This window comes from Alkalihalophilus pseudofirmus (genome assembly GCF_029094545.1).
Lineage (GTDB): Bacteria > Bacillota > Bacilli > Bacillales > Bacillaceae_D > Alkalihalophilus > Alkalihalophilus pseudofirmus.
Genome location: NZ_CP117835.1, coordinates 3,947,002 through 3,970,918, shown reverse-complemented (window position 1 = coordinate 3,970,918; position 23,917 = coordinate 3,947,002). Strand labels below are relative to the sequence as shown.

20 protein-coding genes are annotated in these 23,917 nt (G+C 41.2%); 15 read left to right on the top strand and 5 right to left on the bottom strand.

The genetic code is table 11. The annotated features are described in order from the left end of the window. The first annotated feature begins 69 nt into the window (after positions 1 to 69). The 9 genes from PQ478_RS20645 to glnA all read left to right on the top strand — a co-directional run bounded on the left by PQ478_RS20645 (position 70) and on the right by glnA (position 11,246). Positions 70 to 1,731: a glycoside hydrolase family 13 protein gene (locus tag PQ478_RS20645; protein WP_289235437.1), complete on the top strand. Its 1,662-nt coding sequence runs from the start codon at positions 70 to 72 to the stop codon at positions 1,729 to 1,731. Between the two features lie 384 nt (positions 1,732 to 2,115). Continuing rightward, positions 2,116 to 3,624, top strand: coding sequence for a degradosome RNA helicase CshA (gene cshA, locus PQ478_RS20640; protein WP_289235436.1), 1,509 nt, complete (start codon positions 2,116 to 2,118; stop codon positions 3,622 to 3,624). 204 nt (positions 3,625 to 3,828) lie between these two features. Further along, on the top strand, positions 3,829 to 4,782 hold the full coding sequence (locus PQ478_RS20635) for an ABC transporter permease (RefSeq protein ID WP_012960813.1): 954 nt from the start codon (positions 3,829 to 3,831) through the stop codon (positions 4,780 to 4,782). Beyond that, the gene (locus tag PQ478_RS20630; RefSeq protein WP_289235435.1) at positions 4,772 to 5,719 is read left to right on the top strand and encodes an iron chelate uptake ABC transporter family permease subunit; all 948 of its coding nucleotides are present in this window, start codon (positions 4,772 to 4,774) and stop codon (positions 5,717 to 5,719) included. The genes PQ478_RS20635 and PQ478_RS20630 overlap by 11 nt, the downstream gene beginning before the upstream one ends. Continuing rightward, positions 5,713 to 6,471, top strand: a complete 759-nt coding sequence (locus PQ478_RS20625; RefSeq protein ID WP_022629511.1) for an iron ABC transporter ATP-binding protein — start codon at positions 5,713 to 5,715, stop codon at positions 6,469 to 6,471. Before PQ478_RS20630 ends, PQ478_RS20625 begins: the two co-directional genes overlap by 7 nt. Before the next feature lie 86 nt (positions 6,472 to 6,557). Further along, positions 6,558 to 7,592 (top strand): siderophore ABC transporter substrate-binding protein, encoded by a 1,035-nt coding sequence (locus PQ478_RS20620; protein WP_289235434.1) that lies wholly within the window; start codon positions 6,558 to 6,560, stop codon positions 7,590 to 7,592. Between the two features lie 591 nt (positions 7,593 to 8,183). Beyond that, positions 8,184 to 9,062 carry an NAD(P)-dependent oxidoreductase gene (locus tag PQ478_RS20615; RefSeq protein WP_289235433.1) on the top strand — a complete coding sequence of 293 codons (879 nt, stop codon included), beginning with the start codon at positions 8,184 to 8,186 and terminating at the stop codon, positions 9,060 to 9,062. Between the two features lie 78 nt (positions 9,063 to 9,140). Next, positions 9,141 to 9,596 carry a DinB family protein gene (locus PQ478_RS20610; RefSeq protein WP_289235432.1) on the top strand — a complete coding sequence of 152 codons (456 nt, stop codon included), beginning with the start codon at positions 9,141 to 9,143 and terminating at the stop codon, positions 9,594 to 9,596. Positions 9,597 to 9,878: 282 nt separating this feature from the next. Further along, positions 9,879 to 11,246 (top strand): type I glutamate--ammonia ligase, encoded by a 1,368-nt coding sequence (gene glnA / locus PQ478_RS20605; RefSeq protein WP_435521092.1) that lies wholly within the window; start codon positions 9,879 to 9,881, stop codon positions 11,244 to 11,246. Between the two features lie 44 nt (positions 11,247 to 11,290). Here the strand turns inward: glnA and rarD are convergent, their stop codons facing one another. Continuing rightward, a complete protein-coding gene (gene rarD / locus PQ478_RS20600) occupies positions 11,291 to 12,244 on the bottom strand; it encodes an EamA family transporter RarD (protein ID WP_289235430.1) in 954 nt (317 codons plus the stop codon). Positions 12,245 to 12,303: 59 nt separating this feature from the next. Then, the gene (gene pdxK / locus PQ478_RS20595; RefSeq protein WP_289235429.1) at positions 12,304 to 13,107 is read right to left on the bottom strand and encodes a pyridoxine/pyridoxal/pyridoxamine kinase; all 804 of its coding nucleotides are present in this window, start codon (positions 13,105 to 13,107) and stop codon (positions 12,304 to 12,306) included. Between the two features lie 211 nt (positions 13,108 to 13,318). On the opposite strand from pdxK, the gene PQ478_RS20590 reads away from it, so the two are divergent. Continuing rightward, the gene (locus tag PQ478_RS20590) at positions 13,319 to 13,945 is read left to right on the top strand and encodes an FMN-dependent NADH-azoreductase (RefSeq protein ID WP_012960804.1); all 627 of its coding nucleotides are present in this window, start codon (positions 13,319 to 13,321) and stop codon (positions 13,943 to 13,945) included. A gap of 820 nt (positions 13,946 to 14,765) precedes the next feature. Here the strand turns inward: PQ478_RS20590 and PQ478_RS20585 are convergent. After that, entirely contained in the window at positions 14,766 to 15,704 is a 939-nt protein-coding gene (locus PQ478_RS20585; protein WP_289235428.1) for an ATP-grasp domain-containing protein, read from the bottom strand. A 196-nt stretch (positions 15,705 to 15,900) separates the two neighbouring features. Between PQ478_RS20585 and PQ478_RS20580 the strand changes: the two genes are divergently transcribed. From PQ478_RS20580 to PQ478_RS20565, 4 genes are all read left to right on the top strand, one after another. Continuing rightward, a complete protein-coding gene (locus tag PQ478_RS20580; RefSeq protein ID WP_289235427.1) occupies positions 15,901 to 17,349 on the top strand; it encodes a glycoside hydrolase family 32 protein in 1,449 nt (482 codons plus the stop codon). 159 nt (positions 17,350 to 17,508) lie between these two features. After that, positions 17,509 to 18,879, top strand: a complete 1,371-nt coding sequence (locus tag PQ478_RS20575; RefSeq protein ID WP_075681761.1) for a YjiH family protein — start codon at positions 17,509 to 17,511, stop codon at positions 18,877 to 18,879. 260 nt (positions 18,880 to 19,139) lie between these two features. Further along, positions 19,140 to 19,841 (top strand): SDR family oxidoreductase, encoded by a 702-nt coding sequence (locus PQ478_RS20570; RefSeq protein ID WP_289235426.1) that lies wholly within the window; start codon positions 19,140 to 19,142, stop codon positions 19,839 to 19,841. Positions 19,842 to 20,072: 231 nt separating this feature from the next. Next, positions 20,073 to 21,476 carry a sucrose-specific PTS transporter subunit IIBC gene (locus PQ478_RS20565; RefSeq protein WP_012960799.1) on the top strand — a complete coding sequence of 468 codons (1,404 nt, stop codon included), beginning with the start codon at positions 20,073 to 20,075 and terminating at the stop codon, positions 21,474 to 21,476. Positions 21,477 to 21,523: 47 nt separating this feature from the next. Here the strand turns inward: PQ478_RS20565 and PQ478_RS20560 are convergent, their stop codons facing one another. Together PQ478_RS20560 and PQ478_RS20555 are read right to left on the bottom strand one after the other, a co-directional pair. Continuing rightward, positions 21,524 to 22,495: a S8 family peptidase gene (locus tag PQ478_RS20560; protein ID WP_289235425.1), complete on the bottom strand. Its 972-nt coding sequence runs from the start codon at positions 22,493 to 22,495 to the stop codon at positions 21,524 to 21,526. Positions 22,496 to 22,685: 190 nt separating this feature from the next. After that, positions 22,686 to 22,817 carry a hypothetical protein gene (locus tag PQ478_RS20555; RefSeq protein ID WP_012960797.1) on the bottom strand — a complete coding sequence of 44 codons (132 nt, stop codon included), beginning with the start codon at positions 22,815 to 22,817 and terminating at the stop codon, positions 22,686 to 22,688. A 317-nt stretch (positions 22,818 to 23,134) separates the two neighbouring features. Here PQ478_RS20555 and PQ478_RS20550 point away from each other — a divergent pair, with 317 nt between their 5' ends. Next, complete coding sequence (locus PQ478_RS20550; protein WP_289235424.1) at positions 23,135 to 23,809, top strand: uracil-DNA glycosylase; 675 nt, start codon at positions 23,135 to 23,137, stop codon at positions 23,807 to 23,809. Positions 23,810 to 23,917 lie beyond the last annotated feature (108 nt).

The window sequence follows — 23,917 nt, the reverse complement described above, 5'->3', positions numbered from 1 at the left end:
ATATGAATTTATAAATATTTAATAATGTAAACGTTTTATTTTGAATGTTAAACGGTTGGAGGGATTCAAATGGATAGAAAATGGTGGAAAGAGGCAGTAGCTTATCAAGTGTATCCACGAAGCTTTATGGATTCGAACGGTGATGGGATTGGTGATCTGCAAGGGGTGATCCAAAAGCTTGATTACATTAAAGGTCTAGGAATTGATGTGATCTGGATCTGCCCAATGTACCGTTCACCGAATGATGATAACGGGTATGATATTAGTGATTACCAAGATATTATGGAAGACTTCGGGAATATGGATGATTTTGATCAACTGTTAAAAGAAGTTCATAATCGTGATATGAAGCTGATTATTGATTTAGTTATCAACCATACGTCTGATGAGCATCCTTGGTTTATCGAATCACGCTCATCCGTCGATAATCCAAAACGTGATTGGTATATTTGGCGTGATCCAAGTGCAGACGGAAGTGAGCCTAATAACTGGGAGTCAATTTTTAACGGACCCGCGTGGGAATATGATGAGAAGACAAAGCAGTACTACATGCATATTTTCTCTACAAAACAGCCAGATTTAAATTGGGAAAACGTTGATGTTCGCGCGGCACTGTATAACATGATGAATTGGTGGATGGATAAGGGAATTGACGGTTTCCGTGTTGATGCTATTTCGCATATCAAGAAAATCGACGGGCTGCCTGATCTTCCTAACCCAAAAGGGCTTGATTATGTCCCTTCTTTTGATGGACATATGAATCGCCCGGGAATCCATAAGTTCCTTCAAGAAATGAAAAATGAAACGGTAGCTAAATACGATGTGATGACCGTTGGGGAAGCGAACGGTGTAAAGCTTGATCAAGCAGATGATTGGGTAGGAGAAGATCGCGGTGCATTTAATATGATCTTCCAATTTGAGCATCTAGGTCTTTGGGGAAAAGAAACGGGCGGTGAGCTCGATCTTATTTCCTTAAAAGAAACACTGACTAAATGGCAAAAAGGGTTAGAAGGCCGCGGGTGGAATGCATTATTCCTTGAAAACCATGACCAGCCCCGGAGTGTATCGACTTGGGGAAATGATAAAGAGTATTGGTCTGAGAGTGCAAAGGCGCTTGGAACGATGTTTTTCTTCATGCAAGGCACGCCATTTGTTTATCAAGGTCAAGAGATCGGCATGACGAATGTACAATTTGATACGATTGAAGAGTATGATGATGTCTCGATGAAAAACTTCTATCGGATTGAAACAGCTAAGGGCCGTTCTCATGAAGAGATCATGGAGATTATCTGGGAGCAAGGCCGCGATAATTCGAGAACGCCGATGCAATGGGATGACTCGAAAAATGCTGGTTTCTCTACAGCCGAGTCAACTTGGTTTGGCGTGAATCCTAATTACAGTGACATCAATGTAGCAAAGCAGGAGCAGCTAGAGGACTCCATTTTACATTACTACAAAAAGATGATTGCACTTCGCAAATCAACAGACGTTTTAATGTATGGTCAGTATGATCTAGTTTTCCCTGAGCATAAAGAAGTATATGCTTATACGCGGACACTCGGGGAGGAGAAATATGTGATCCTTGTGAACATGTTTGGTACAGAGGCTGAAGTGGACTTAAGAAGCCTAGCCTTATCAGAAAACTCTCCGCTCGTACTTGCGAATTATACAGCAAACGGTTCGCTCGATTCTCTTCGTCCTTATGAGGCAAGAGTGTACCGATTAGCATAAAATCATCTATTCTGGGCAGTCTCTTTAATAAGGGACTGCTTTTTTGGGTGTAAATAGTGGCAGTTTTGTTAATGAACTAAATAATAAAGTTTCCTTACGTTGCTTTTCTATAACCCACGTGGTATGATTGAATTTGTTTTTAAAAGGAAATTTGCGCCGACCTTTTTGGGAATAGGCGACACATAGCATCGTTATAACGACCATATTCCAGATCGTTGTGGGGTATGGTCTTTCTACGTACGTATATAATAGCTAATAGAGAAGATGTTAGGCTTACGGGGAGCCAAAAGAGGTGATTGAACTCTTTTATGTGACATCTTTTACGTGTCGCAGGATAGGCTCACCAAGGCGCTAAAATCAGATAAGATAAAGGAGATTTTCGATTTGGCAACTTTTTATGAATTTGGTTTGAACTCTGAGGTAGTTCGAGCAGTAACACAAATGGGTTTTGAGGAAGCAACTCCGATTCAAGCGGCTACGATTCCAACAGCCCTAGAAGGTAAAGATATTATTGGTCAAGCACAAACAGGTACGGGGAAAACCGGAGCGTTTGGTGTACCGTTAATTGATCGCATTAATATTGAAAATGATCACGTGCAAGCATTAATTCTTGCACCGACTCGCGAACTTGCAAATCAAGTAGCGGAGTCATTATTTAAATTTGGTAAATACAAAGGTGTTCGTACTGTAGTTGTATACGGCGGACAAGATATGCGCAAGCAGATTCGTGATCTTAAAAATAAACCACATGTTGTTGTAGCAACGCCTGGTCGTTTAATGGACCATATGCGTCGTAAAACGATTCGTCTAGGACAAGTAGAAACGGTTGTACTTGATGAGGCGGATGAAATGCTTAACATGGGCTTCATTGAAGATATTGAGACAATCTTAAGTGAAGTGCCTAACGAGCGCCAAACATTACTTTTCTCAGCAACTATGCCAAAGCGTATTGAGAAATTAGCACAAACATTTATGAGCGAGCCTAAGCTGATTGCTGTTAAATCTAAAGAAGTAACAATGGAGAACATTGAGCAGCAATACGTTGAAGTTCATGAGCGTCAAAAGTTTGATACACTTTGTCGTTTCATTGATATTCATACGCCTGAGCTTGCCATTGTGTTCGGTCGTACGAAGCGTCGTGTTGATGAGCTTTCTGAGGCGTTAACGAAGCGTGGATACCGTGCAGAAGGAATTCACGGTGACTTAAACCAAGCAAAGCGTGACAGTGTCCTTCGTAAATTTAAAAACGGACTTGTTGATGTGTTAGTAGCAACAGATGTAGCTGCACGTGGATTAGATATCACAGGCGTTACTCATGTGTATAACTTTGACTTGCCGCAAGATCCTGAAAGCTACGTTCACCGTATTGGACGTACAGGGCGTGCTGGTAAATCAGGATTAGCTTTAACGTTTGCTACACCTAGGGAACGTGAGCACGTGAAAACAATTGAACAAGTGTCTAAAAAGAAAATGACTCGTCGTGAAGTTCCAACGTACGAAGAAGCGATTAAAGGCCAGCAAGAGCTAGCTGTTGAGCAGCTTCGTGGATTAATTGCTGACGGCGGAGCGGATGCTTACCGTGCAATTGCTAAGGATCTTCTACAAGAATCTGATGCGACAACAGCACTTGCTGCAGCATTAAAGCTTCTTACAAAAGAGCCAGATACTACAGATGTGAAATTAACGGGTGAAGCACCTTTACGTGTGAAAAAGCATCGTTCAGGCGGCAGCGGCAAGCCATACCGCAGCGGCGGCGGACGTCGTGATGACCGCAATCGTGACCGTCGTCGTCCTGGCGGCAGCTTCCGTAAAGATGATCGTAACCGTGACCGTCGTTCAGGTGGTCAAGGAAATCGTTCAGGCGGCCAATACCGTAAATCAAAACAAGCATAATTTCTTAGTAAGCCATTCTCATTAGAGAATGGCTTTTTTTATGTGATTTTTAAGAACAATTGATTAGTTTCTTGAAAAAAGTAAGAGAAATTAATTAAGAATGATTGACATTCTCATTGATAATGAATATCATTGTTGTTGAGAATGATAACGAATATCAATAAAATAATGTGTTTAAATCGTTAAACCAAGTTAGGAAGAGCTATGAAGATTAAATACTTAGTACTTTTATTTATCTTATTGTCATTTGGTTCCTTATTTGTAGGAGTATCTGATATTTCGCCTTTAGAAATATTCAATATGACAGACGAGCAGAAACATATTTTCTTAACGAGCCGGATTCCGCGCCTGATCAGTATTATCATCGCAGGAGTTGGGATGAGTATTTGCGGATTAATTATGCAGCAGCTGACAAGAAATAAGTTTGTTTCACCGACCACCGCAGGAACACTTGATTCAGCAAGACTGGGTATTTTAGTGAGCATGATCTTATTTGCTTCAGCAAGCCCGCTGCAAAAGATGATTGTTGCTTTTTTATTTGCGCTGGCAGGAACGTTCATTTTTATGAAAATCCTTGAGCGGATCAAAATTAAAAATACAATCTTCATTCCTCTTGTCGGCTTAATGTTTGGAAACATCGTCGGATCGGTGACCACCTTTTTTGCTTACCGTTATGACTTAATTCAGAACATGTCATCCTGGCTGCAAGGGAATTTTGCGGTCATTATCCGCGGTCGTTATGAATTGCTCTATATCAGTATTCCTTTATTGATTGTCGCGTACATATTTGCTAACAGATTTACGATTGCTGGAATGGGTGAGGAATTTTCAAAGAACCTAGGCTTGAAGTATAAGCAAGTAGTTAATATCGGCCTGGTAATTGTCGCTGCCATTACTGCAGTTGTTGTTTTAACTGTAGGAATGATTCCATTTTTAGGGCTGATCATTCCAAACATTGTAACGATTTATAAAGGAGATAATTTAAGAGAGAACCTGCCGCACACGGCGCTTCTAGGAGCTGTATTTGTACTGTTTTGTGACATTCTTGGGCGTATTATTATTTATCCGTACGAGATTCCAATTGGATTAACTGTTGGTGTGATTGGAAGCGGAATCTTTCTTTATCTTCTACTCGGGAGAAAAAAACATGGGTTATAAAACGAAGTTAATTGTATTAGCTGGATTGTCGCTTACGCTTGTTGTACTCTTTTTATTCCTCGATCTAAACAACTGGGAATACGCCCTTCCTAGAAGAGGAACGAAAATCTTTGCCATTGTTATTACGGGTGCAGCGATAGCTTTTTCAACGGTAATTTTTCAAACGATCACGAACAACCGAATTTTAACGCCTAGTATTATCGGGCTTGATTCCTTGTATATGCTGATCCAAACCTTTCTTATTTTCATGTTTGGCTCTACGAGTGTGATGGTGTTAAATAAGCATCTAAACTTTGGGATCTCAGTGATCGTAATGGTGTTATTTGCTGGCCTGCTTTACAAAACATTATTCAAAAAAGGCGGCCAGAATATATTCTTCTTGTTATTAGTAGGGATTGTCCTTGGGACGCTGTTTGGCAGCCTGTCTACATTTATGCAGGTTATTATTGACCCGAATGAATTTTTGTCGGTGCAAAACAGGATGTTCGCAAGCTTTAATAACGTCAATACTGACCTATTATGGCTTTCTATCACCTTGTTCTTCTTGATCAGTCTTTACTATTTCAGGTTTAACAAGTACTTAGATGTGCTCTCGCTTGGTAGAGAACATGCGATTAATTTAGGGGTTGATTATGATTATGTGATTAAACGTCTCCTAGTCATCGTTGCGATGCTGATCTCAATTGCAACCGCTCTAGTCGGGCCAATCACTTTCCTAGGATTATTAGTCGCAAATGTCGCCTATGAGTTTATGAAAACCTATAAGCACTCCTACATTATCATAGCGGCCATGCTGATTAGTATTATTGCGCTGGTTGGCGGTCAATTAATTGTAGAGCGAATCTTTTCATTTGCGACTCCGCTTAGTGTCATCGTGAATTTCGTCGGTGGTGTATATTTCCTCTATCTTTTATTAAAGGAGAGTAAAAAATGGTAGAAGTTACGAAGGTCTCAAAACTGTATGGTACGAAAAAAGTTGTTGATGATGTATCAGTCAAAATTCAAAAAGGGAAGATCACTTCTTTTATTGGCCCGAACGGGGCAGGTAAAAGTACGCTGCTCTCAATGATCAGCCGTCTTATTGATGCCGATACAGGGGAAGTCATTATTGATGATGCGAAGATCAATGAAACGAAAAGTGGAGATCTCGCAAAGAAAATATCCATCTTAAAACAAGCAAATAATATTAACATCCGCTTAACGATTAAAGATCTTGTTTCTTTTGGCCGCTTTCCTTACTCAAAAGGGAATCTATCAAAAGAAGATTGGAAGTATATTGATGAGGCGATAGATTATATGGAGCTTCGTGACATCCAAGATAAGTATTTAGATCAGTTAAGCGGCGGGCAAAAACAACGTGCATTTATTGCAATGGTTATTGCTCAGGATACCGAGTATATTCTATTGGATGAGCCGCTAAATAACCTTGATATGAAGCACTCTGTACAAATTATGAAAGTGTTAAAGCGTATGGTTAAAGAACTCGGTAAAACGATCATTATCGTGCTTCATGATATTAATTTTGCTTCGTTTTACTCAGACTACATTGTCGCATTAAAAGACGGCAAAGTCGTTAAGGAAGGGCCGACTCACGAGATTATTAATAACGATGCTTTAAAGGAAATCTATGATATGGATATCCAGATTAATGATATTAATAACCAAAGAGTCTGCGTCTATTTTGTGTAAGGCTAGTGTTTATCATTTTGTAATAGAAGGATGATTAACTGTCATTCTATTAAATAAATAAAAAGTGAAATATAGGAGTGGGTAAGATGAGTAAAACATTACGTTCATTGTCATTACGTCCAATTATGTTCCTGTTCGTATTAGTAATCTTTGCAGGAGTTCTTGCAGCGTGCGGAAGTGACAATGCAGAAGAGGCTTCAGCTGATGTAAATGCAGAAGCGGAAGAAACTGAAGGGGTAACTGAAGATACAGAAGAAGCTGATGCAGATGCCGATGCAGAAGCGTCTGAAGTCACTATTACCCATGATTTAGGAGAAGCGGTTGTTCCTAAAAATCCTGAAACGGTTGTTGTGTTTGATATGGGTGTTCTTGATACATTAGATACATTAGGTGTAAATGTGACAGCATTACCGCAGGAAAATGTACCTGACTATCTTGAGAAGTATAAAGGGGAAGAATATCAAAATGCAGGTACGTTATTTGAGCCTGATTTTGAAGCAATCTATGGAATGGAGCCGGACCTGATTATCATTAGCGGCCGTGCAGCAGAAGCATATGATGAATTAAACGAAATCGCACCAACGATCTTTATGGGTGTAGATACAGCAAACTATGTAGAATCATTTAAAGGGAATGTAACGACTTTAGCTGAAATCTTCGAAAAAGAAGAGGAAGCGGCAGAGAAATTAGCTGCAATTGAGCAATCAATCGAAGAGTTGCATGAAACTGCCACAGCAAGTGAAACAAGCGGTCTTTTAATTATGGCAAATGATGGCGATATCAGCGCGTATGGTCCTGGTTCTCGCTTTGGTCTTCTTCACGATGACTTTGGAGTAACTCCGACAGATGATTCAATTGAGGTAACAAATCATGGTCAAAATATTTCGTTTGAGTACATTGTAGAGCAAGATCCTGAGTACTTGTTTGTCATCGATCGTGCGGCAGTCGTTGGCGGTGAGTCATCCGGTCAGCAGACGGTTGAAAATGAGTTAGTCAAAACAACTCGTGCATATGAAGAAGGAAATATTGTTTACCTAGATCCGGTAAACTGGTACATCACAAGCGGAGGATTAACGGCTGTATCTGAAATGGTAGAAGAAGTGAAAGCAGGAATTGAGTAATATCTAAATAACGAAGACGACTTCCTTATGTAAGTCGTCTTTTTTGTGCAGGGATGCTGCTGCTTTAGTTAAGATTACTGAAAAGTACATCCCTGCAATAATTTTTGATTTCCGCTGCAGGCACTCGCTTTCCGCGGGCGGTCCGGGAGCCTCCTCATCGTTTCACTCTTGTGGGGTCTCCCATGGCCACGCACTTCCCGCAGGAGTCGATTGCCTTCCGCTCCAATCAACGGAGCAAAGAGGTTGTATAGTCCTCCCTCATTATAAGCAGCTTCTAAACCTAAAAGAAGGTGCGGCAGTTGAAAGCAATAATCATTAGAACTGAGCTCACTTTCTGCATCATTCCACTCCATTCCTTAAAAAAACACAACCCAGCGGATGAAATATGCGTAGACTTCTGCGGTGCCTAGAGCAGGGCTGAGATCCCACAGGGCCAAAGCCCGAGGAAGCTCAGCAGCTCACCGCGAAAAGCGAAGCATATTTCAGGAGCGGCGAGTAAGCTCTAACCCATAGGATTTGTTTTTACAAGTTTAAAAGGATTTTTGCCAAAAATCGAGAATAGATGACATATACGAAAGGTGTGTTGTTGGAATGGAGAATGTAAAATCAATTGGGTTCATCGGCTTAGGAGTTATGGGTAAAAGCATGGCTAAAAACCTTATGAAAAAAGGGTTTTCAGTAAATGCTTATACACGTACAAAATCGAAAGCAGAAGATCTCATTGAAGAAGGCTGTACGTGGTGTGAATCGGCCACAGAAGCAGCGAAAAAAGCAGATGTAATCATTACGATGCTGGGGTTTCCAAGTGAGGTCAAAGAAATCTATTTTGGTGAAGAGGGGCTGCTTAATAACGCAAGAGAAGGCAGCATCTTGATCGATATGTCGACCTCATCTCCCACTCTTGCAAAAGAGATTGCCGAAGCTGCTGACAAACATCAGATGACCGCACTTGATGCTCCTGTTTCTGGCGGGGACATTGGAGCAAGAGAAGCTCGTTTAACGATTATGGTTGGTGGTAACGAAGAAGCTTATAACAAGGCACTTCCTGTTTTTCAGGCAATGGGTACGAATGTTGTACTGCAAGGCGGACCAGGAATGGGGCAGTATACAAAAATGGTCAACCAGATTGCGATAGCCACAAATATGATAGGAGTCTCAGAGGCAATTAGTTACGCAGATAAGGCAGGACTGAATCCAAATCTAGTACTTAAAAGTATTGGCGGGGGAGCAGCAGGAAGCTGGTCACTTAGCAATCTAGCTCCACGTATGATAGCAGGAGACTATGAGCCGGGGTTTTATATTAAGCACTTTGTGAAAGATATGACAATTGCGCTAGAGTCGGCAGAAGAACTAGGTCTTGATACACCGGGGTTGAAACTTGCTAAGGGAATGTATGAGGAGCTAGTGACGCGCGGATTTGAAGATGCAGGAACTCAAGCATTAATTAAACTCTATGTCGATCAAGCGTAATCGTTTCCAATCTATCGACATTCCTACTAGAATAGAGTGGAAAGACACGTTACAACATACACTTAGGAGGTAGTAAACATGGAACAAACACTATTTAGACAGTTAAACACTTGGCGTGCTTTTACGTTAAAAACACTGCAAAAGGTAGAAGAGAATCAAGTTGATCAAATTCCAGAAGGGTTTAATAATAATATCCGTTGGAACGCTGGCCATATTGTTGTAATCCATGACCGTTTAACCGCTCAAATGCTTGGAGAAGCTCCTAGTTATCCTAAGGGGTATGATACGTATTTCAATAAAGGGACAAGCCCGAAAGATTGGGATGATGCTGTTCCGTCCTTAGAAGAAATTAAAGCAGAGCTTGAAGGCCAGATTGCAAAGCTTGAACAAAAGTTAACGGGCAACTTAGATAGGGAGCCGCTTGGTAATGTGTTTGATATGCCGACAGTCGGTGATTTGACCGTTTTTTCAGTCGGTCATGAAGCGATGCATTTAAGCACGATCCATAAGTTAATGAAGTTCACAAAAGTATAAAGAATGTAAAGGATTCGTGAAGTGTATAGAGATCTTATTAAGACTAGCGAGAAGCTGTTGCTAGTGCTTGTGACAATTGATAAGGTAAAGGTGCAGCAAGCAAGCACGACCCCCTTTATCCTTTTTTTTGAGTGGGCTGGGAATATTCCCAGCTCCTTTTTTACGTAAAATTAGCTCACTCATATTCCATGTTAGATAATCTAACATAAGTATTGCGAAAATTCACTCAACAACATAAAGTAATAAAAAACAGAGAAAAAATACTTTATGAAAAGGAAGTGGATGGGGATGACAACTGTATCAGTACCAACGAGAGAGAGCCAAATTGAGGAAATTCGTGCAACGATTGAGACAAAACATGTAGAGCTATTGCATATGCAATTTGTAGATATCGAAGGAACATTAAAGCATGTAACAATTACATCTGAACAATTAGATCAAGCAGTAAACGGTCAAGTGATGTTTGATGGTTCATCAATTACAGGCTTCACACCGATTAACCAATCAGACTTATATTTAACGCCTGATTTAAGCACATTTGCTGTACTTCCTTGGACAGAAGAGGAAGGGTATTCTGAAGCGAGGTTTTTATGCAGCGTAAAAAAGCCTGATGGGTCGGACTTTTTGGGCGACCCGCGCAACGTTTTAAAAGAAACGGTTAAGCGTGCTGAGGAAAAGGGCTATTCAATCAATGTAGGTCCAGAGCTTGAGTTCTTCTTATTTGAGACGGACGATGCGGGACAGCCTACATTAAAAACACAAGATGTCGGCGGATATTTTGAGCCATCACCAAAAGATAACGGCGAAAAAGTTCGTTTAGCGATTTATAAAGTATTAAAGAAAATGGGCTTCACGATTGAAGCTTCGCATCACGAGGTGGCAATCGGCCAGCATGAAATTAACTTCAAGTATGCAGATGCACTTGGGGCGGCAGATGCAGCAACAACGTATAAATGGGTTGTGAAAACAGTAGCAGGACAGCATGGTCTTCATGCCACATTCATGCCAAAGCCGCTTGCAGGGGCAAACGGCAGCGGAATGCATACAAATATCTCGTTGTTTGATATTGAAAAACAAGAAAATGCTTTCTATGATGATGCGGATGAGTTAGGGCTGTCTGAAACAGCTTATCAATTTATTGCCGGATTAATTGATAACGTGAAAGATTTTGTAGCAGTGACAAACCCGCTTGTAAATTCATACAAACGTCTCGTCCCTGGATATGAGGCTCCTTGTTATATTGCTTGGTCAGCTTCAAACCGCTCAGCTCTTATTCGTATCCCAGCAACACGCGGCGCTGGTACTCGCGTTGAGATCCGCTGCCCGGATCCATCAGCAAACCCTTACTTTGCATTTGCTGTTGTTGCATCAGCAGGTCTTGATGGAATTGAGCGTGAACTGACAGCACCTCCAGCCGTCAATGATGATATTTTCAGCATGACACGTCAAGAGTGCTTTGAGCGCGGTATTTCCAACCTGCCGACAAACCTTGAGTCTGCTCTAGATCATTTTGAAGCAGGTACGATTGGCCGCAACACTTTAGGTGAACATGCATATTCAGAATATGTTGAACTAAAACGCGGTGAGTGGGATGACTTCCGTACAACGGTTTCTGATTGGGAAGTAGCAGCTTATCAAGCGAAGTTTTAAGAATAGTAAAAGCATGCAGTCATTTGGCTGCATGCTTTTTTAGGTTACATTCCTTTTTCTTTTGTGTGCAGAGGAACACTTCGCCTCGCTGTTAATTTTTTAAAGGCGGAGGTGCCGGAAGTAGTGAAAATAAGGAGTCCGATCCATATGAAAATAAACGCAGCCAATTGAATCAAACTGAAGGGCTCTTTATAAAGAAATACACCAAACAGAAGCATTAAGGTCGGTCCAATGTATTGAAGGAACCCGATTAATGACAAAGATATCCTTTTTGCACCAACAGAGAAAAGCAGAAGTGGTATAGCTGTTGCGGCCCCGGCTCCAATTAACAGCATCCATGTTTCAAGAGTGTGTGCTGAAAAAATGCCCGCTTCAGGTTTGGCAAACCACACATAAAGCAGAGCAAAAGGGGTCATCAACATTGTTTCAATTGTTAGTCCTACCAGTGCACCGACATTGACTAATTTTTTCATAAGTCCATAGATTCCAAAGGTAATAGCAAGCAAGAAAGAAGCATACGGAATAACCCCGTAATAAACAGTCATTAATGTCACCCCTATAAATGCAAGGGCGAAAGATACTCCTTGCCAGCGAGTAAACCTCTCTTTAAGAAATATCATGGCAAGAAGGACATTAACTAACGGATTAATATAATAGCCAAGGCTCGCCTCTACCATCCGTTCATTCGTTACCGCCCAAATAAAGACAAACCAGTTTAACGTGATAAAAACAGAGGCTGAAATCATGCCGATTGTTTGCTTTTTACTGGTAAGAAGACGTTTAACCTCTTGTACAAAAAAGCCAATCTGTCCTCTTAACACTAAGATACCAACCATAAAAACTAGGGACCAAATTATTCTGTAGGCTAATACTTCCCCTGGAGTGACATGTTCAAGCTGTTTCCAGTAGAGAGGTAGGATTCCCCATAATATATAAGCAAAGATCGCGGCTGTAATCCCTATCTTTTGTTCTGAGTGCTGCGTATTAGATTGTTGCACCTTGTCACTGCCTTTCTATAAACATAACAGGTCTGACAAATGCCAGACCTGAATCGTACTTACCCTCTATTAGCTATATGTTTTAACGGCCCGACATATTGATTGAGTCGGAATGAATGCTTAATAGCTGTGTTGACAAATTCTTTCGCTGTGTGGATCGCTTCTTGTACAGAACGTCCTTTTGCTAGCTCTGCAGTGATCGCAGCTGCAAAGGTACAGCCAGCCCCGTGAGTAAACGTTGTATCGATTTTTTCTGATTCCAGCAGTGTGAAATCATTTCCATCAAAGTACACATCGACTGCTTTATCATGATCAAGCTTGCTTCCGCCTTTTACCACAACATGTTTTGCACCAAGCTCAGAAATGGCTGCTGCTGCTTCTTTCATTTCACCGATTGTTGTAATCGGACCGTGTCCGCTTAGCTGCGCAGCTTCAAATAAGTTTGGTGTTACCACTAATGCTTTAGGTACTAATACATCACGCAGACAGGCATCCGTTTCTGGATTCAATGCCTCATCTGCACCCTTACATACCATAACAGGATCTACAACGAAGTTTGAAATATTGTATTGATCGACTTTTTTAGCTACAAGCTCAATGATTTCCGTGCGTCCGAGCATTCCTGTTTTCGCGGCATCGATACCAATGCCAGCTAGTACTGTCTCAATTTGCTTCTCTAGCTGTCCCACATCTTGAGGGAACACTTCATGATTCCAATTATTATGAGGATCCTGCGCTACGACTACCGTTAAGGCATTCATTCCGTAAACGCCTAATTCCTGAAACGTCTTAAGGTCTGCTTGTAATCCTGCTCCACCGCTTGTATCTGAACCCGCAATGGTTAACGCTTTTTTCATTGTCATAGATGTCCACTCCTTTAGTATGTAACGATTCGATCGCTTTTACTTGTCCTCCATTATAAGGGAAAGTATGAAAGAGATAAATGGGAAATCTAAAACCATAAAGTGTAATGAGCTTTTCTATTGACGAATGAAAAGAATGTTACTATACTTTATTTAGTAAACAAAAAAGTATAGAAAGTTTATAGAGATATAAAAAGGGAGAGATAAACCAATGGCAACTGTATTATTTGTAAAAGGAAATCCAAGAACGAAAGAGGAAGCAGTCAGCGTAAAAATGTACGAGGAATTCCTCACAACTTATAAAGAAGCAAACCCAACTGATGAAGTTATTGAGTTGGATCTATATAAAGAAAATCTTCCTTACCTTGATGCAACAATGCTGAATGGACTGTTTAAGCCTATGCAGCAAATTGCTACAACTCCAGAGGAAGATGCGGCTCGTGAATTAAACGATCGTTACCTAGAGCAGTTCATTAGTGCGGATAAAGTCGTATTTGCTTTCCCGCTATGGAACTTCACGATTCCTGCAGCATTACACACGTATGTAGACTACCTAAGCCGTGCTGGCAAAACATTTAAATACACACCAGAAGGTCCTGTAGGATTAATGGGTGACAAGAAAGTTGCGTTATTAAATGCACGTGGCGGTGTGTATTCAAACGGCCCAATGGCTCAGCTTGAAATGTCTATGAACTACATGCGTACAGTGATGGGCTTCTGGGGAATTGAGCAGCTTTCAACTGTAATCATCGAAGGTCATAACCAAATGCCGGATGAAGCAGAGAACATTATTGCCAACGGACTTGAGGAAGTACGTAAGACAGCAAAAGCATTTTAATTATGAACAGTAAAAGCGCTGGGAGAGAAAATCTCCCAGCGCTTTTTTATAACTCTAGTATGCTTGAGTATGCTGCGCCGCTTCTGAAATATACTCGCTTTTCGCGGGGAGCCAGTGAGCTTCCGCTTTGGCCCTGTGGGATCTCACTCCTGCTCTAGACCCCGCAGAAGTCTCGCATATTTCATCCGCTAGCTGATTGCATTTTGTAATGATTATGTGGAGGATTTAGTTATGTTATCCTTCTAAAGCTATTTAACATAAAGTGCCTCAAACAAGGGTTATAGCATAGTCGCCGCTACTGAAATATGCTTCGCTTTCCGCGTTGAGCTGCTGAGCTTCCTCGGGTTCTAGCCCTGCGGGATCTCAGCCCTGCTCTAGGCAACGCAGGAGTCTACGCATATTTCATCCGCTGAGATAGTGCTTTTCCGGAAATGTAGTGGAATGATGTAGAAAGTGAGCTCAGTTCTAATGAATATTGTTTTCAACTGCCGCACGGTCTTTTAGGTTTAGATACTGCTAATAAAAATGGGGCACTAAATAACATCCTGCCTCCGTTGATTGGAGCGGAAGGTACGAGACTCCTGCGGGATGTGCGTGGCCAGGGGAGACCCCACAGGGCGAAAGACCGAGGAGGCTCCCGGACCGCCCGCGGAAAGCGAGTACCTGCAGCGAAGATCAACAACCACTATAATGGCGCAGGAAAAACTCCCTTCAGATCAACTTTTTCTAAGGGAGTTACATTAAGCGATTCGTTCGTCTTCTAAGTTAAACCTTTTCGTTACACCCTAGTCTTTTAACGATTTGTGAGGTGCTTTCATATTTACCTATAATGCTCGACGTATAATTCTCCAAGAACCTTCGCAATTTCTTTCATGCCGAACTTACCGGCCTTTCGTTCTGCGTCAGGATTGTAGTTTGTGTTCGTATTAACGTCATACGTAAAGAGATTCCCCGAAGCATCACGAATAAATTCTATCCCGGCAAAATGAATATCATTAGCAAGCAGGAAAGCCTCATACTTATGAATAATTGGGTCATTAAAGTTTTCAATGATCTTAAACTTCTCTTTTGGCTCTGCAGTCGTTGGACAGAAAGCATCGCCAATCTGACAAGCATCAGCAGGACACAATTCGAAACCCTCTGATGTGTCTACCTCCACAGCATAAAAGAACCTTCCCCCAATAAATTCACAGCGAGTAATCGTTGAATCTGGTGATTGAATATATTGTTGCAAAAGAGTAATCCCATCAATCGGCTCTTCAAAATCCGGTCCTTCCACATACTTTTTAAGTGCGTCTGTATTCTCGAATAGCTGAACGCCAAGTCCTTTTCCTGCTCGATTATGTTTTGTAATAAATGGAGCATCGCCGAATGCTTCAGCCGCATCCATTATATGTTTTTTCCCGACAGCTGCCATTGTTTTTGGCGTTTCAATTTCAAAGGATTCAAGGGCTGTATACTGTGCGACTTTGCTCACTTCAAGCTTAAGGGCACGGCTTGTATTAAGCACGATACGGCCATGAGCTTCCAGCCAATCAAGCACAGCCCCTGTAAATTCTGGTGCATATCTGTGTTCTCTGGTGTGAGAAGAAGCACTCATGCGATTATAAAAAATTCCTTGTGGAGGTTCTTTTGAGAGATCAATCATTCCTTGGTCCAGATGCCAAGTTTCAAATGGATGACCAAGAGCTTCTAATTCTTTTCGAAGCGGTTCTGTCCACTCCTCATTTTCGTGAATGACATATATTTTTGCAGTCATTAGTCAGCTCTCCTTTTAATCCTTATTATTCTTATATGATATAAAGATTATAACGCATTGGGGCTCTTTATGGTACAAGCTTGCTCAACATTAATAACATAGAAAAATACTAAGAAGTTGCACCGAGCGTCTCTCTGCGATACGATAACGCAGAGAAGAAGCAGGTACGATGCGAAAAAAAGGAGTTGTCTGTATAATGTCTGATCGTGATAAACAATTACGTGAAGCCGCTTATCAGGAAGTTGAAACACATAAATCATTAGTAGAAAGTGATCGTTTTCGCCTAGGGTATCACTTAATGCCGCCAGTCGGCTTGTTAAATGATCCGAATGGGTTTATTCAATACAAGGGTGTCTACCATCTGTTTTATCAATGGAATCCGTTTAAAACAGAACATGGCGCAAAATTTTGGGGACATTACACCTCGCGTGATCTAGTCAATTGGGAGCACCATGAGATAGCCCTTGCACCTAGTGATTGGTTTGATAAGAATGGCTGTTATTCCGGGAGTGCGATTGAACATAACGGAAAGATGTATTTATTTTATACAGGCAATGTAAAAGATGAACACAATAATCGAGAGAGCTATCAAGTATTAGTAGAATCAGAAGATGGTTTTACGTTTGATAAAAAAGGAGTCGTTGTTGAGCTTCCGGAAGGGTATACAGCTCATTTTCGTGACCCTAAAGTTTGGAAGCGTGATGACTATTTCTATATGGTAGTCGGGGCTCAAAGCGAGGACCTTACAGGAAAAGCTGCCCTCTTGCGTTCTAGTGATCTATACAAGTGGGAACATTTAGGGGCAATTGCTGGTGCGCACGTAGGGTCCTTAGAAGATTTCGGCTATATGTGGGAATGTCCCGACTTATTTGAATTGGACGGCGAAGAAGTGCTAATCCTCTCTCCTCAAGGATTAGAACCTGAGGGAATGTTATATCAAAATATTTATCAAGCAGGCTACTTTATCGGAAAAATGGATTATGAAAACGATCGGTTTGATCACGGTGAGTTTGTGGAAATGGATCGAGGCTTTGAGTTTTATGCTCCGCAAACGACAGAAGATGATCAAGGGCGCCGCCTGCTCTTCGGTTGGTTAGGGCTGCCTGAAGAACGTGAGGAAGACCACCCAACCATTGAATATAAATGGATCCATGCGATGACTTTGCCTCGTGAACTTAGAGTAAAAGATGGCAAGCTCTATCAACTGCCGGTAGAAGAGTTAAAGAAGCTTAGACATGCTGAAGTCATTTATCAAAATGTGGTGTTGAATGAAGAACAGCAAGCTTTCGCAGGGATTGATGGAGAACGTTTAGAATATGAGCTCACGTTTAACGAAAATCCTTCAGGTGAAGTAACGATTCAGATGCGTAATCATGCAACGATTATGTATTCCCCTGAAAAAGAGCGCTTGACGCTGAGCCGAATCAGCTTTGTGGATGGCAAAACGATTGAAGAGCGTCATTGTGAGATCAGCGAGCTGAAAAATCTTCGTGTTTTCTTAGACTCTTCATCAATTGAGATATTTGTAAATGACGGGGCAGAAGTATTTACCGCTCGAATTTACCCGGCTGAAAACGAGAAAAATATTACCTTTAAAACAGGACAACCGACATCTGTTCAACTGCAAGCGTGGATGTTATACTAGGCTAGTATGATTAACAAGTGAACCAAGCCTGCACCTCATCAAGAGGGTGAGTGTGTAGGCTTTTTATTTTCTTAGAATAGCATAATTATACGGTGAGATGATTGATCACTCATCATCACTTTGCAGTCATATTAGATGTGGTTAGTTCGGAGGGATAGTATGGATTCATCTAATCAAGCAGAAAGAAAGAAGCGATTTACCGCTAAACATTATTTAGCATTCATCCTTCCTTCTTTGATTGGTATTTTATTATTTATGACGCCGATTGTTATAGACGGGGATATTACGATTCCTGTAGCCTTTTTGGCAGGTATTGTAGAGGGAGCATTTGCTGATGTACTTCCGTTAGCAATGACGATTCTTCTTGTCCTCTCGGTGATTATGACAGTATTTGTTGTAGCAGCAAAGCCTGCCTTTGCGAAAAAAAGCGAGCTGGTCGAAGCCTTATTTGATGTAGGTTGGACGTGGACAATTATTCGAGTGTTTGGAGTGTTGTTTGCTGTTTTAACATTGATGGAGTGGGGGCCAGAGTTTATTTGGTCAGAAGACACGGGTGGTCTTTTACTGTTTGAACTAATCCCTATTTTATTTTCTGTATTTTTATTTGCTGGGTTCTTCTTACCTCTATTAATGAACTTTGGTTTAATGGAGCTTGTTGGATCCATTTTAAACCGTATCATGCGTCCATTATTTACTCTGCCGGGCCGCTCATCGATTGATTGTATGGCTTCTTGGATGGGTGATGGAACGATCGGGGTTCTGCTTACGAATAAACAATATGAAGATGGCTATTATACAAAACGTGAGGCAGCTGTTATTGGGACCACCTTCTCTGTCGTTTCGATTACGTTTAGTATCGTCATTTTGTCTTATATGAACTTGGAGCACTTATTCTTGCCGTATTACGGCACGATCGTATTAGCAGGGTTTGTAGCAGCGATTATTTTGCCGCGTATCCCTCCTTTGTCTAGAAAAGCAGATACGTATATTACAGATAAGAAATACGATGCAAAGGAAGAACGTCAAAGCATCGGAGCTTCCTTTAAGTCAGGGCTTCGTCAAGCGTTAGAGCGAGCGACAACGAATAACGGCTTCGCTGCAAATGTCAAAGGCGGCATGAAAAATGTTCTTGATATGTGGCTTGGAGTGATACCTGTAGTAATGGCTCTTGGTACAGCGGCACTTGTTGTTGCTGAATATACGCCTGTATTTGAGTGGTTAGGTGCACCATTTATTCCACTTCTTCAAATCATGCAGGTACCAGAAGCTGCAGCAGCTGCTCAAACAATGGTAATTGGATTTGCAGATATGTTCTTGCCGGCAATTATCGGCAGCGGCATTGAAAATGAAATGACGCGTTTCATTATCGCCTGCGTATCTGTTACTCAATTAATTTATATGTCTGAAATTGGCGGACTGCTTCTAGCATCTAAGCTGCCAGTATCGTTTACAGATCTAGTGATTATCTTTATTGAGCGTACGCTAATCACACTGCCGGTTGTTGTTTTAATGGCTCACTTGATTTTTTAATGGTTGAATGGATGAGTATAAGGCTATGCAGCTGAAACCGCGCAATAACGTAGGATCTTGATACATTAAGACGCTCAACGCACACAATAAAGATCTCGACTGACGCAGTAGTAATCAATGGATGCATAAAAGGATTGTGGTGACGCAATCCTTTTCGTCTTTTATACAATTAATATGTGGAGCGACGCAAAAAGGCAGTAGACTGACGCAATTGCAGCATCGAGCCTTCAATTGAAATAAAACAAAAGCAGGTGAATTTTATGAAAAAGCAGGTAGTAGCTATTACAGGAGCAAGCAGCGGATTAGGTGCAGCTCTTGCAAAACTTTATGGACTAAAGGGAGCACATGTCTGTTTGCTTGGAAGGTCGAAAGAAAAGCTAGAGTCTTCTTTTAACGGCCAAGAAGGAAGTTATTCATCTCACGCGCTTAATATTGTGAACAAAGAAGAGGTAGCTTCCGTTTTTCATCAGCTGAGTGAAGAGTTTGGCGAAGTGGATATGCTGATTAATAATGCAGGTGCAGGGTATTTTGGCCCCGCAGAAGATCTAGGCAAAGAAGAGCTTGATACGATGCTTGATGTAAATGTAAAAGGAACAATCTACCCAACACAAGCGGTCCTTCCTCAAATGAAAAAACGTAACAAAGGAACGATTGTTAATATTGTATCGACTGCAGGGCTTGTAGGAAAAGCGAATGAATCGGGCTATGTGGCAAGTAAGTTTGCTGTTCGTGGATTTACTGAGAGTTTGCAGGCTGAACTCAGTGACACAATGATTCGAATCAGCGGTATTTATATGGGCGGCATGGATACTCCGTTTTGGGATGGCATATTCTCAGATGAAAAGCGTAAAATGTTAATGCAGCCAAAGGATGTGGCAGAAATTATTGTTCACAATCTTGATGAGCGAACGAACCTTTCCGTTGATGAGGTCATCATTCGAAATAAAAAGCCAAAAAAGTAAACAAAGTGTTTGACGGAAACTGTTGAAGCGGTTAAAATGTAAGCGAAAACATCATAAGCGGGATTGTTACTGATTATGCAGGCAAGACCTAAAATGGAGGAACGGGATACGTCTACCCAAATGACGGATTCTGACCATTTTAGGTCTTTTTTTGCATGGATTGGGTATTGAATGGATAAGGATTCTGCTTAGACAAAAACTATAGAGAGCTTAAATAAGGAGGAAATAAAAATGGATACGAAAAAAGTAGCCCATGAGCTTGTCGATCTGCTTGGCGGAGCTGACAACGTTGTAAGTGCCACACATTGTGCAACTCGTCTGCGAATTGTGCTAAATGATGATGACAAGCCGGATAAAAGTCAAATTGAAGAGTTAGACGGGGTAAAAGGAGTATTTAAAGCATCTGGTCAATACCAAGTCATTTTTGGAACGGGTCTTGTTAATAAGGTGTACGCCGAGTTTGCTGAATTAACAGGACTAGGCACAAAAGATACAGACGGGGGAGAAAAGCAAGTAGATCACGCAGATGCTGCTAAAAAGAAGATGAATCCCCTCGCTCGGATAGCGAGAACGCTCTCTAACATTTTCGTACCAATCATTCCGGCGATTGTAGCGAGTGGTCTTTTAATGGGTTTATTAGGGATGCTTCAGGCCTTCGAACTTGTTCCGCCTGACAGTCCATGGATTCTATTTTTAGATATGTTCTCAAGTGCCGCATTTATTATTTTACCGATTTTAATTGGTTTTAGTGCTGCCAAAGAATTTGGTGCCAATCCATATTTAGGGGCAGTACTTGGTGGAATCATGACGCACCCGGCTCTGTTAAATCCTTGGACATTAGCCGATGCTGAACCGGAAACGATTCAATTTCTTGGAATGAATGTCGATCTTCTAGGGTATCAAGGTACGGTTATTCCGATATTATTAGTCGTTTATATTATGAGTAAAATTGAGCGCGGTGTACGTAAAGTCGTGCCAAATGCAATTGATTTACTCGTCACACCGTTTGTGACAGTCATTGTAACTGGTTTTATTGCGATGCTTTTCGTTGGGCCGCTTGGGACGATGATTGGAAATGGTCTAACGTGGGGTCTTGATTATATTTATAACACAGCAGGCATTTTTGCAGGTCTCCTGTTTGGAGGACTTTACTCAACGATTGTTATTACAGGAGTTCATCACAGCTTCCACGCAATTGAAGCAGCTCTGATTGCTGACTTTGGCATGAACTTCTTACTGCCAATCTGGGCAATGGCAAACGTAGCCCAAGGTGGAGCGGGTCTTGCAGTATTCTTCCTGACAAAGAACCCTAAAGTGAAAGAAATTGCGATCCCTGCATCATTCTCTGCATTCCTAGGTATTACCGAACCAGTAATCTTTGGTGTAAACTTACGCTTTATGCGTCCGTTTATCGGAGCTGCTATCGGTGGCGCTCTAGGAGGGGCATACGTTGTATTTACTAATGTTGTAACGAATGCATATGGATTAACAGGAATTCCAATGTTCGCGATTGCGGCACCTTTTGGAACAGCGAATATTATTAATTATGCAATTGGTATTTTAATCGCTGCAGGTGGTGCTTTTGTAGCTACGTTATTACTTGGTTTAAAAGAAGATGCTGAGAAGAAAAAATAATTTCGCATAAAAGAACAGGCCTGCTCATTAGAGCGGGCCTGTTTCGTCTATTTAATAGAGCTAGTTGTATATTCGGCATCCTCTACTGATACAACGCTTGATGATAATTTCAACAGCCCGCTTCCTTGTGCGCGGCGGCTGAAGTTAAGAGAAACGGTGTGTTTGATCAGTTGTGCGAAAATTTCTGGTTCCGTCAACTTTCTTTCAAACTCTTTTTCTCCTTGTTCAATTAACAGGGCTGCCGCACCGGATACATGCGGTGTAGCCATTGAAGTACCTGATAAGACAGCGTAGCCGTTGTTAAGATAAGTTGAAATAATTTCTTCGCCTGGTGCGACAAGGTCAATCGCACAATTTGTATTGCTGAATCTAGAGATCTCGCCTTCTAGATTGACAGAGCCTACTTGAACGACTTCCGGATAAGCTCCAGGATAGGCATATTCATCTGTGTCATGATTGCCATCCCCTTCATTTCCAGCTGCACATACAACTAAAATATCCTCAGCTACAGCATCTTTTATCGCTTGATGAAGTTCAGGAGTATCAATTCTTCCCCCGAGTGACATAGAAATGACACGAACTCGTTCATTGTTTGGTCCACGCCAATTTATCGCATAACGAACCCCTTCAATGACCCATTTTGTATCTCCGTACCCTTGTCCGCTAAGCACCTTTACAACGAGCAGTTTCGCTTTTGGGGCGGTACCAATGACGCCCTTGTCATTCTCACAGGCAGCAACGGTTCCGCATACGTGAGTACCATGACCGTTAGAATCTTCTACATTATCAGGGTCGCTGTTATCATCTGTAGTAAAGTTACGACCGTCAATAATTTGATCCTTAAATTCGATGTGGGTCGTTTCACACCCTGTATCTAGAACAGCTACAACAGTATTACCACCCTTATATCCAGCCTCCCATACGGCTGGTGCTTCAATCATTTCAATACCGGGCGGAATAACCTTTGTGTCATTTAGAACCTTCTCAACTTTGAATGGAATCAGGCTCACTTTACTCAATGCGACTCCCCCTAGTGAATAAGAATTTTTTTGATAAAAAGTGCTAAAATGCTCGACATATATCCCATTTACACTTACAATATAAATACACTTATATTAGATTGAAAATTTAGAAAGTTTGTTGTATAAATTAGTTTATTCGGTATTATACTTTACTCGTAGGCAAAAAAATCTCATATAGGCGATTTCCTCAAGGGAATCGTCTTCTCTTTTTAGGTTTCTTTTTAATCTCTTTTAAATGTTTGATACCTAACATGACGGTAGAGAAGCAAGTGGCAGCAAGTACGGACAACGTCAACAACTGCTCAAGCAACTCCATCACTTTTATCCCCCCCTTTTTTACAAAAAGAGCCCTACACAGTAGAAGAACGACTGGTAGGACTCGTGTTATAAGAGTCTGCATAGGTGCATTATAAAGTAAGGATAAATATGGAATATATGTCACTTCTGATTGTACCACAGCTGTAAAATTCTCACAATAATAGTTTGAATATTCAGTTATATTGTCCTGTTTAATCTTAGAATTCGACAGATGTGTCCTAATGCTTTTATACTACTTATTTAGTGAGACAAAAGCATTTAGTTTGTCCCATGTTATACTACTAAAAAAACTTAGATATAACATGGAGGTAAACAGGTATGAGTATCTTAAAAAATGATTGGAACGAACTGCTTAAAGATCAGTTTGAGCAGCCTTATTATAAAGAGCTCCGCGAGTTTTTAAAAAAGGAATACCAAGAGGAAATAGTTTATCCCTCAATGCATCACCTCTTTGAAGCCCTTCAATTAACATCTTACCGTGATACAAAAGTGGTCATTCTTGGACAGGATCCCTACCATGGACCTGATCAAGCACATGGACTAAGCTTTTCAGTGAGGCCTGATGTCCGCATCCCGCCATCTCTTCAAAATATGTTTAAAGAATTAAAAGAAGATCTCGGCGCTTCGATTCCTAATAACGGATATCTTGTTCCCTGGGCAGAGCAAGGTGTTCTTTTATTAAATACTGTTCTCTCGGTAAGGGGAGGACAAGCAGCTTCACATAAAGGGCGCGGCTGGGAGCTTTTTACCGATCGGGTGATTGACCTTCTGAATGAAAGAGAAAAGCCTGTCATTTTTGTGCTTTGGGGTAAGCATGCAGAAGCAAAAAGCAAGCGAATTACAAATGATCATCATTATATCATTACAGCTCCACATCCGAGTCCGCTGTCAGCCCATCGCGGATTTTTTGGAAGCAGGCCATTTTCAAAGATCAATAGCATCTTAACAGATATGGGTGAAGAACCGATTGAATGGCAGCTCCCAAATCGTTAAAAGAATAGGATGTAACGAAAAGGTTTAACTTAGAAGACGAACGAATCGCTAATTAATGTAACTCCCTTAGAAAAAGTTGATCTGAAGGGAGTTTTTCCTGCGCCCTTA

What these genes read in the sequence shown, in the direction of transcription:
- PQ478_RS20645 (WP_289235437.1), top strand. Translation starts at nt 70, where the DNA reads ATGGATAGAAAATGGTGGAAAGAGGCAGTAGCTTATCAAGTGTATCCA.
- PQ478_RS20635 (WP_012960813.1), top strand. Translation starts at nt 3,829, where the DNA reads ATGAAGATTAAATACTTAGTACTTTTATTTATCTTATTGTCATTTGGT.
- PQ478_RS20630 (WP_289235435.1), top strand. Translation starts at nt 4,772, where the DNA reads ATGGGTTATAAAACGAAGTTAATTGTATTAGCTGGATTGTCGCTTACG.
- PQ478_RS20625 (WP_022629511.1), top strand. Translation starts at nt 5,713, where the DNA reads ATGGTAGAAGTTACGAAGGTCTCAAAACTGTATGGTACGAAAAAAGTT.
- PQ478_RS20620 (WP_289235434.1), top strand. Translation starts at nt 6,558, where the DNA reads ATGAGTAAAACATTACGTTCATTGTCATTACGTCCAATTATGTTCCTG.
- PQ478_RS20615 (WP_289235433.1), top strand. Translation starts at nt 8,184, where the DNA reads ATGGAGAATGTAAAATCAATTGGGTTCATCGGCTTAGGAGTTATGGGT.
- PQ478_RS20610 (WP_289235432.1), top strand. Translation starts at nt 9,141, where the DNA reads ATGGAACAAACACTATTTAGACAGTTAAACACTTGGCGTGCTTTTACG.
- glnA (WP_435521092.1), top strand. Translation starts at nt 9,879, where the DNA reads ATGGGGATGACAACTGTATCAGTACCAACGAGAGAGAGCCAAATTGAG.
- pdxK (WP_289235429.1), bottom strand. Translation starts at nt 13,107, where the DNA reads ATGACAATGAAAAAAGCGTTAACCATTGCGGGTTCAGATACAAGCGGT.
- PQ478_RS20590 (WP_012960804.1), top strand. Translation starts at nt 13,319, where the DNA reads ATGGCAACTGTATTATTTGTAAAAGGAAATCCAAGAACGAAAGAGGAA.
- PQ478_RS20585 (WP_289235428.1), bottom strand. Translation starts at nt 15,704, where the DNA reads ATGACTGCAAAAATATATGTCATTCACGAAAATGAGGAGTGGACAGAA.
- PQ478_RS20580 (WP_289235427.1), top strand. Translation starts at nt 15,901, where the DNA reads ATGTCTGATCGTGATAAACAATTACGTGAAGCCGCTTATCAGGAAGTT.
- PQ478_RS20575 (WP_075681761.1), top strand. Translation starts at nt 17,509, where the DNA reads ATGGATTCATCTAATCAAGCAGAAAGAAAGAAGCGATTTACCGCTAAA.
- PQ478_RS20570 (WP_289235426.1), top strand. Translation starts at nt 19,140, where the DNA reads ATGAAAAAGCAGGTAGTAGCTATTACAGGAGCAAGCAGCGGATTAGGT.
- PQ478_RS20565 (WP_012960799.1), top strand. Translation starts at nt 20,073, where the DNA reads ATGGATACGAAAAAAGTAGCCCATGAGCTTGTCGATCTGCTTGGCGGA.
- PQ478_RS20550 (WP_289235424.1), top strand. Translation starts at nt 23,135, where the DNA reads ATGAGTATCTTAAAAAATGATTGGAACGAACTGCTTAAAGATCAGTTT.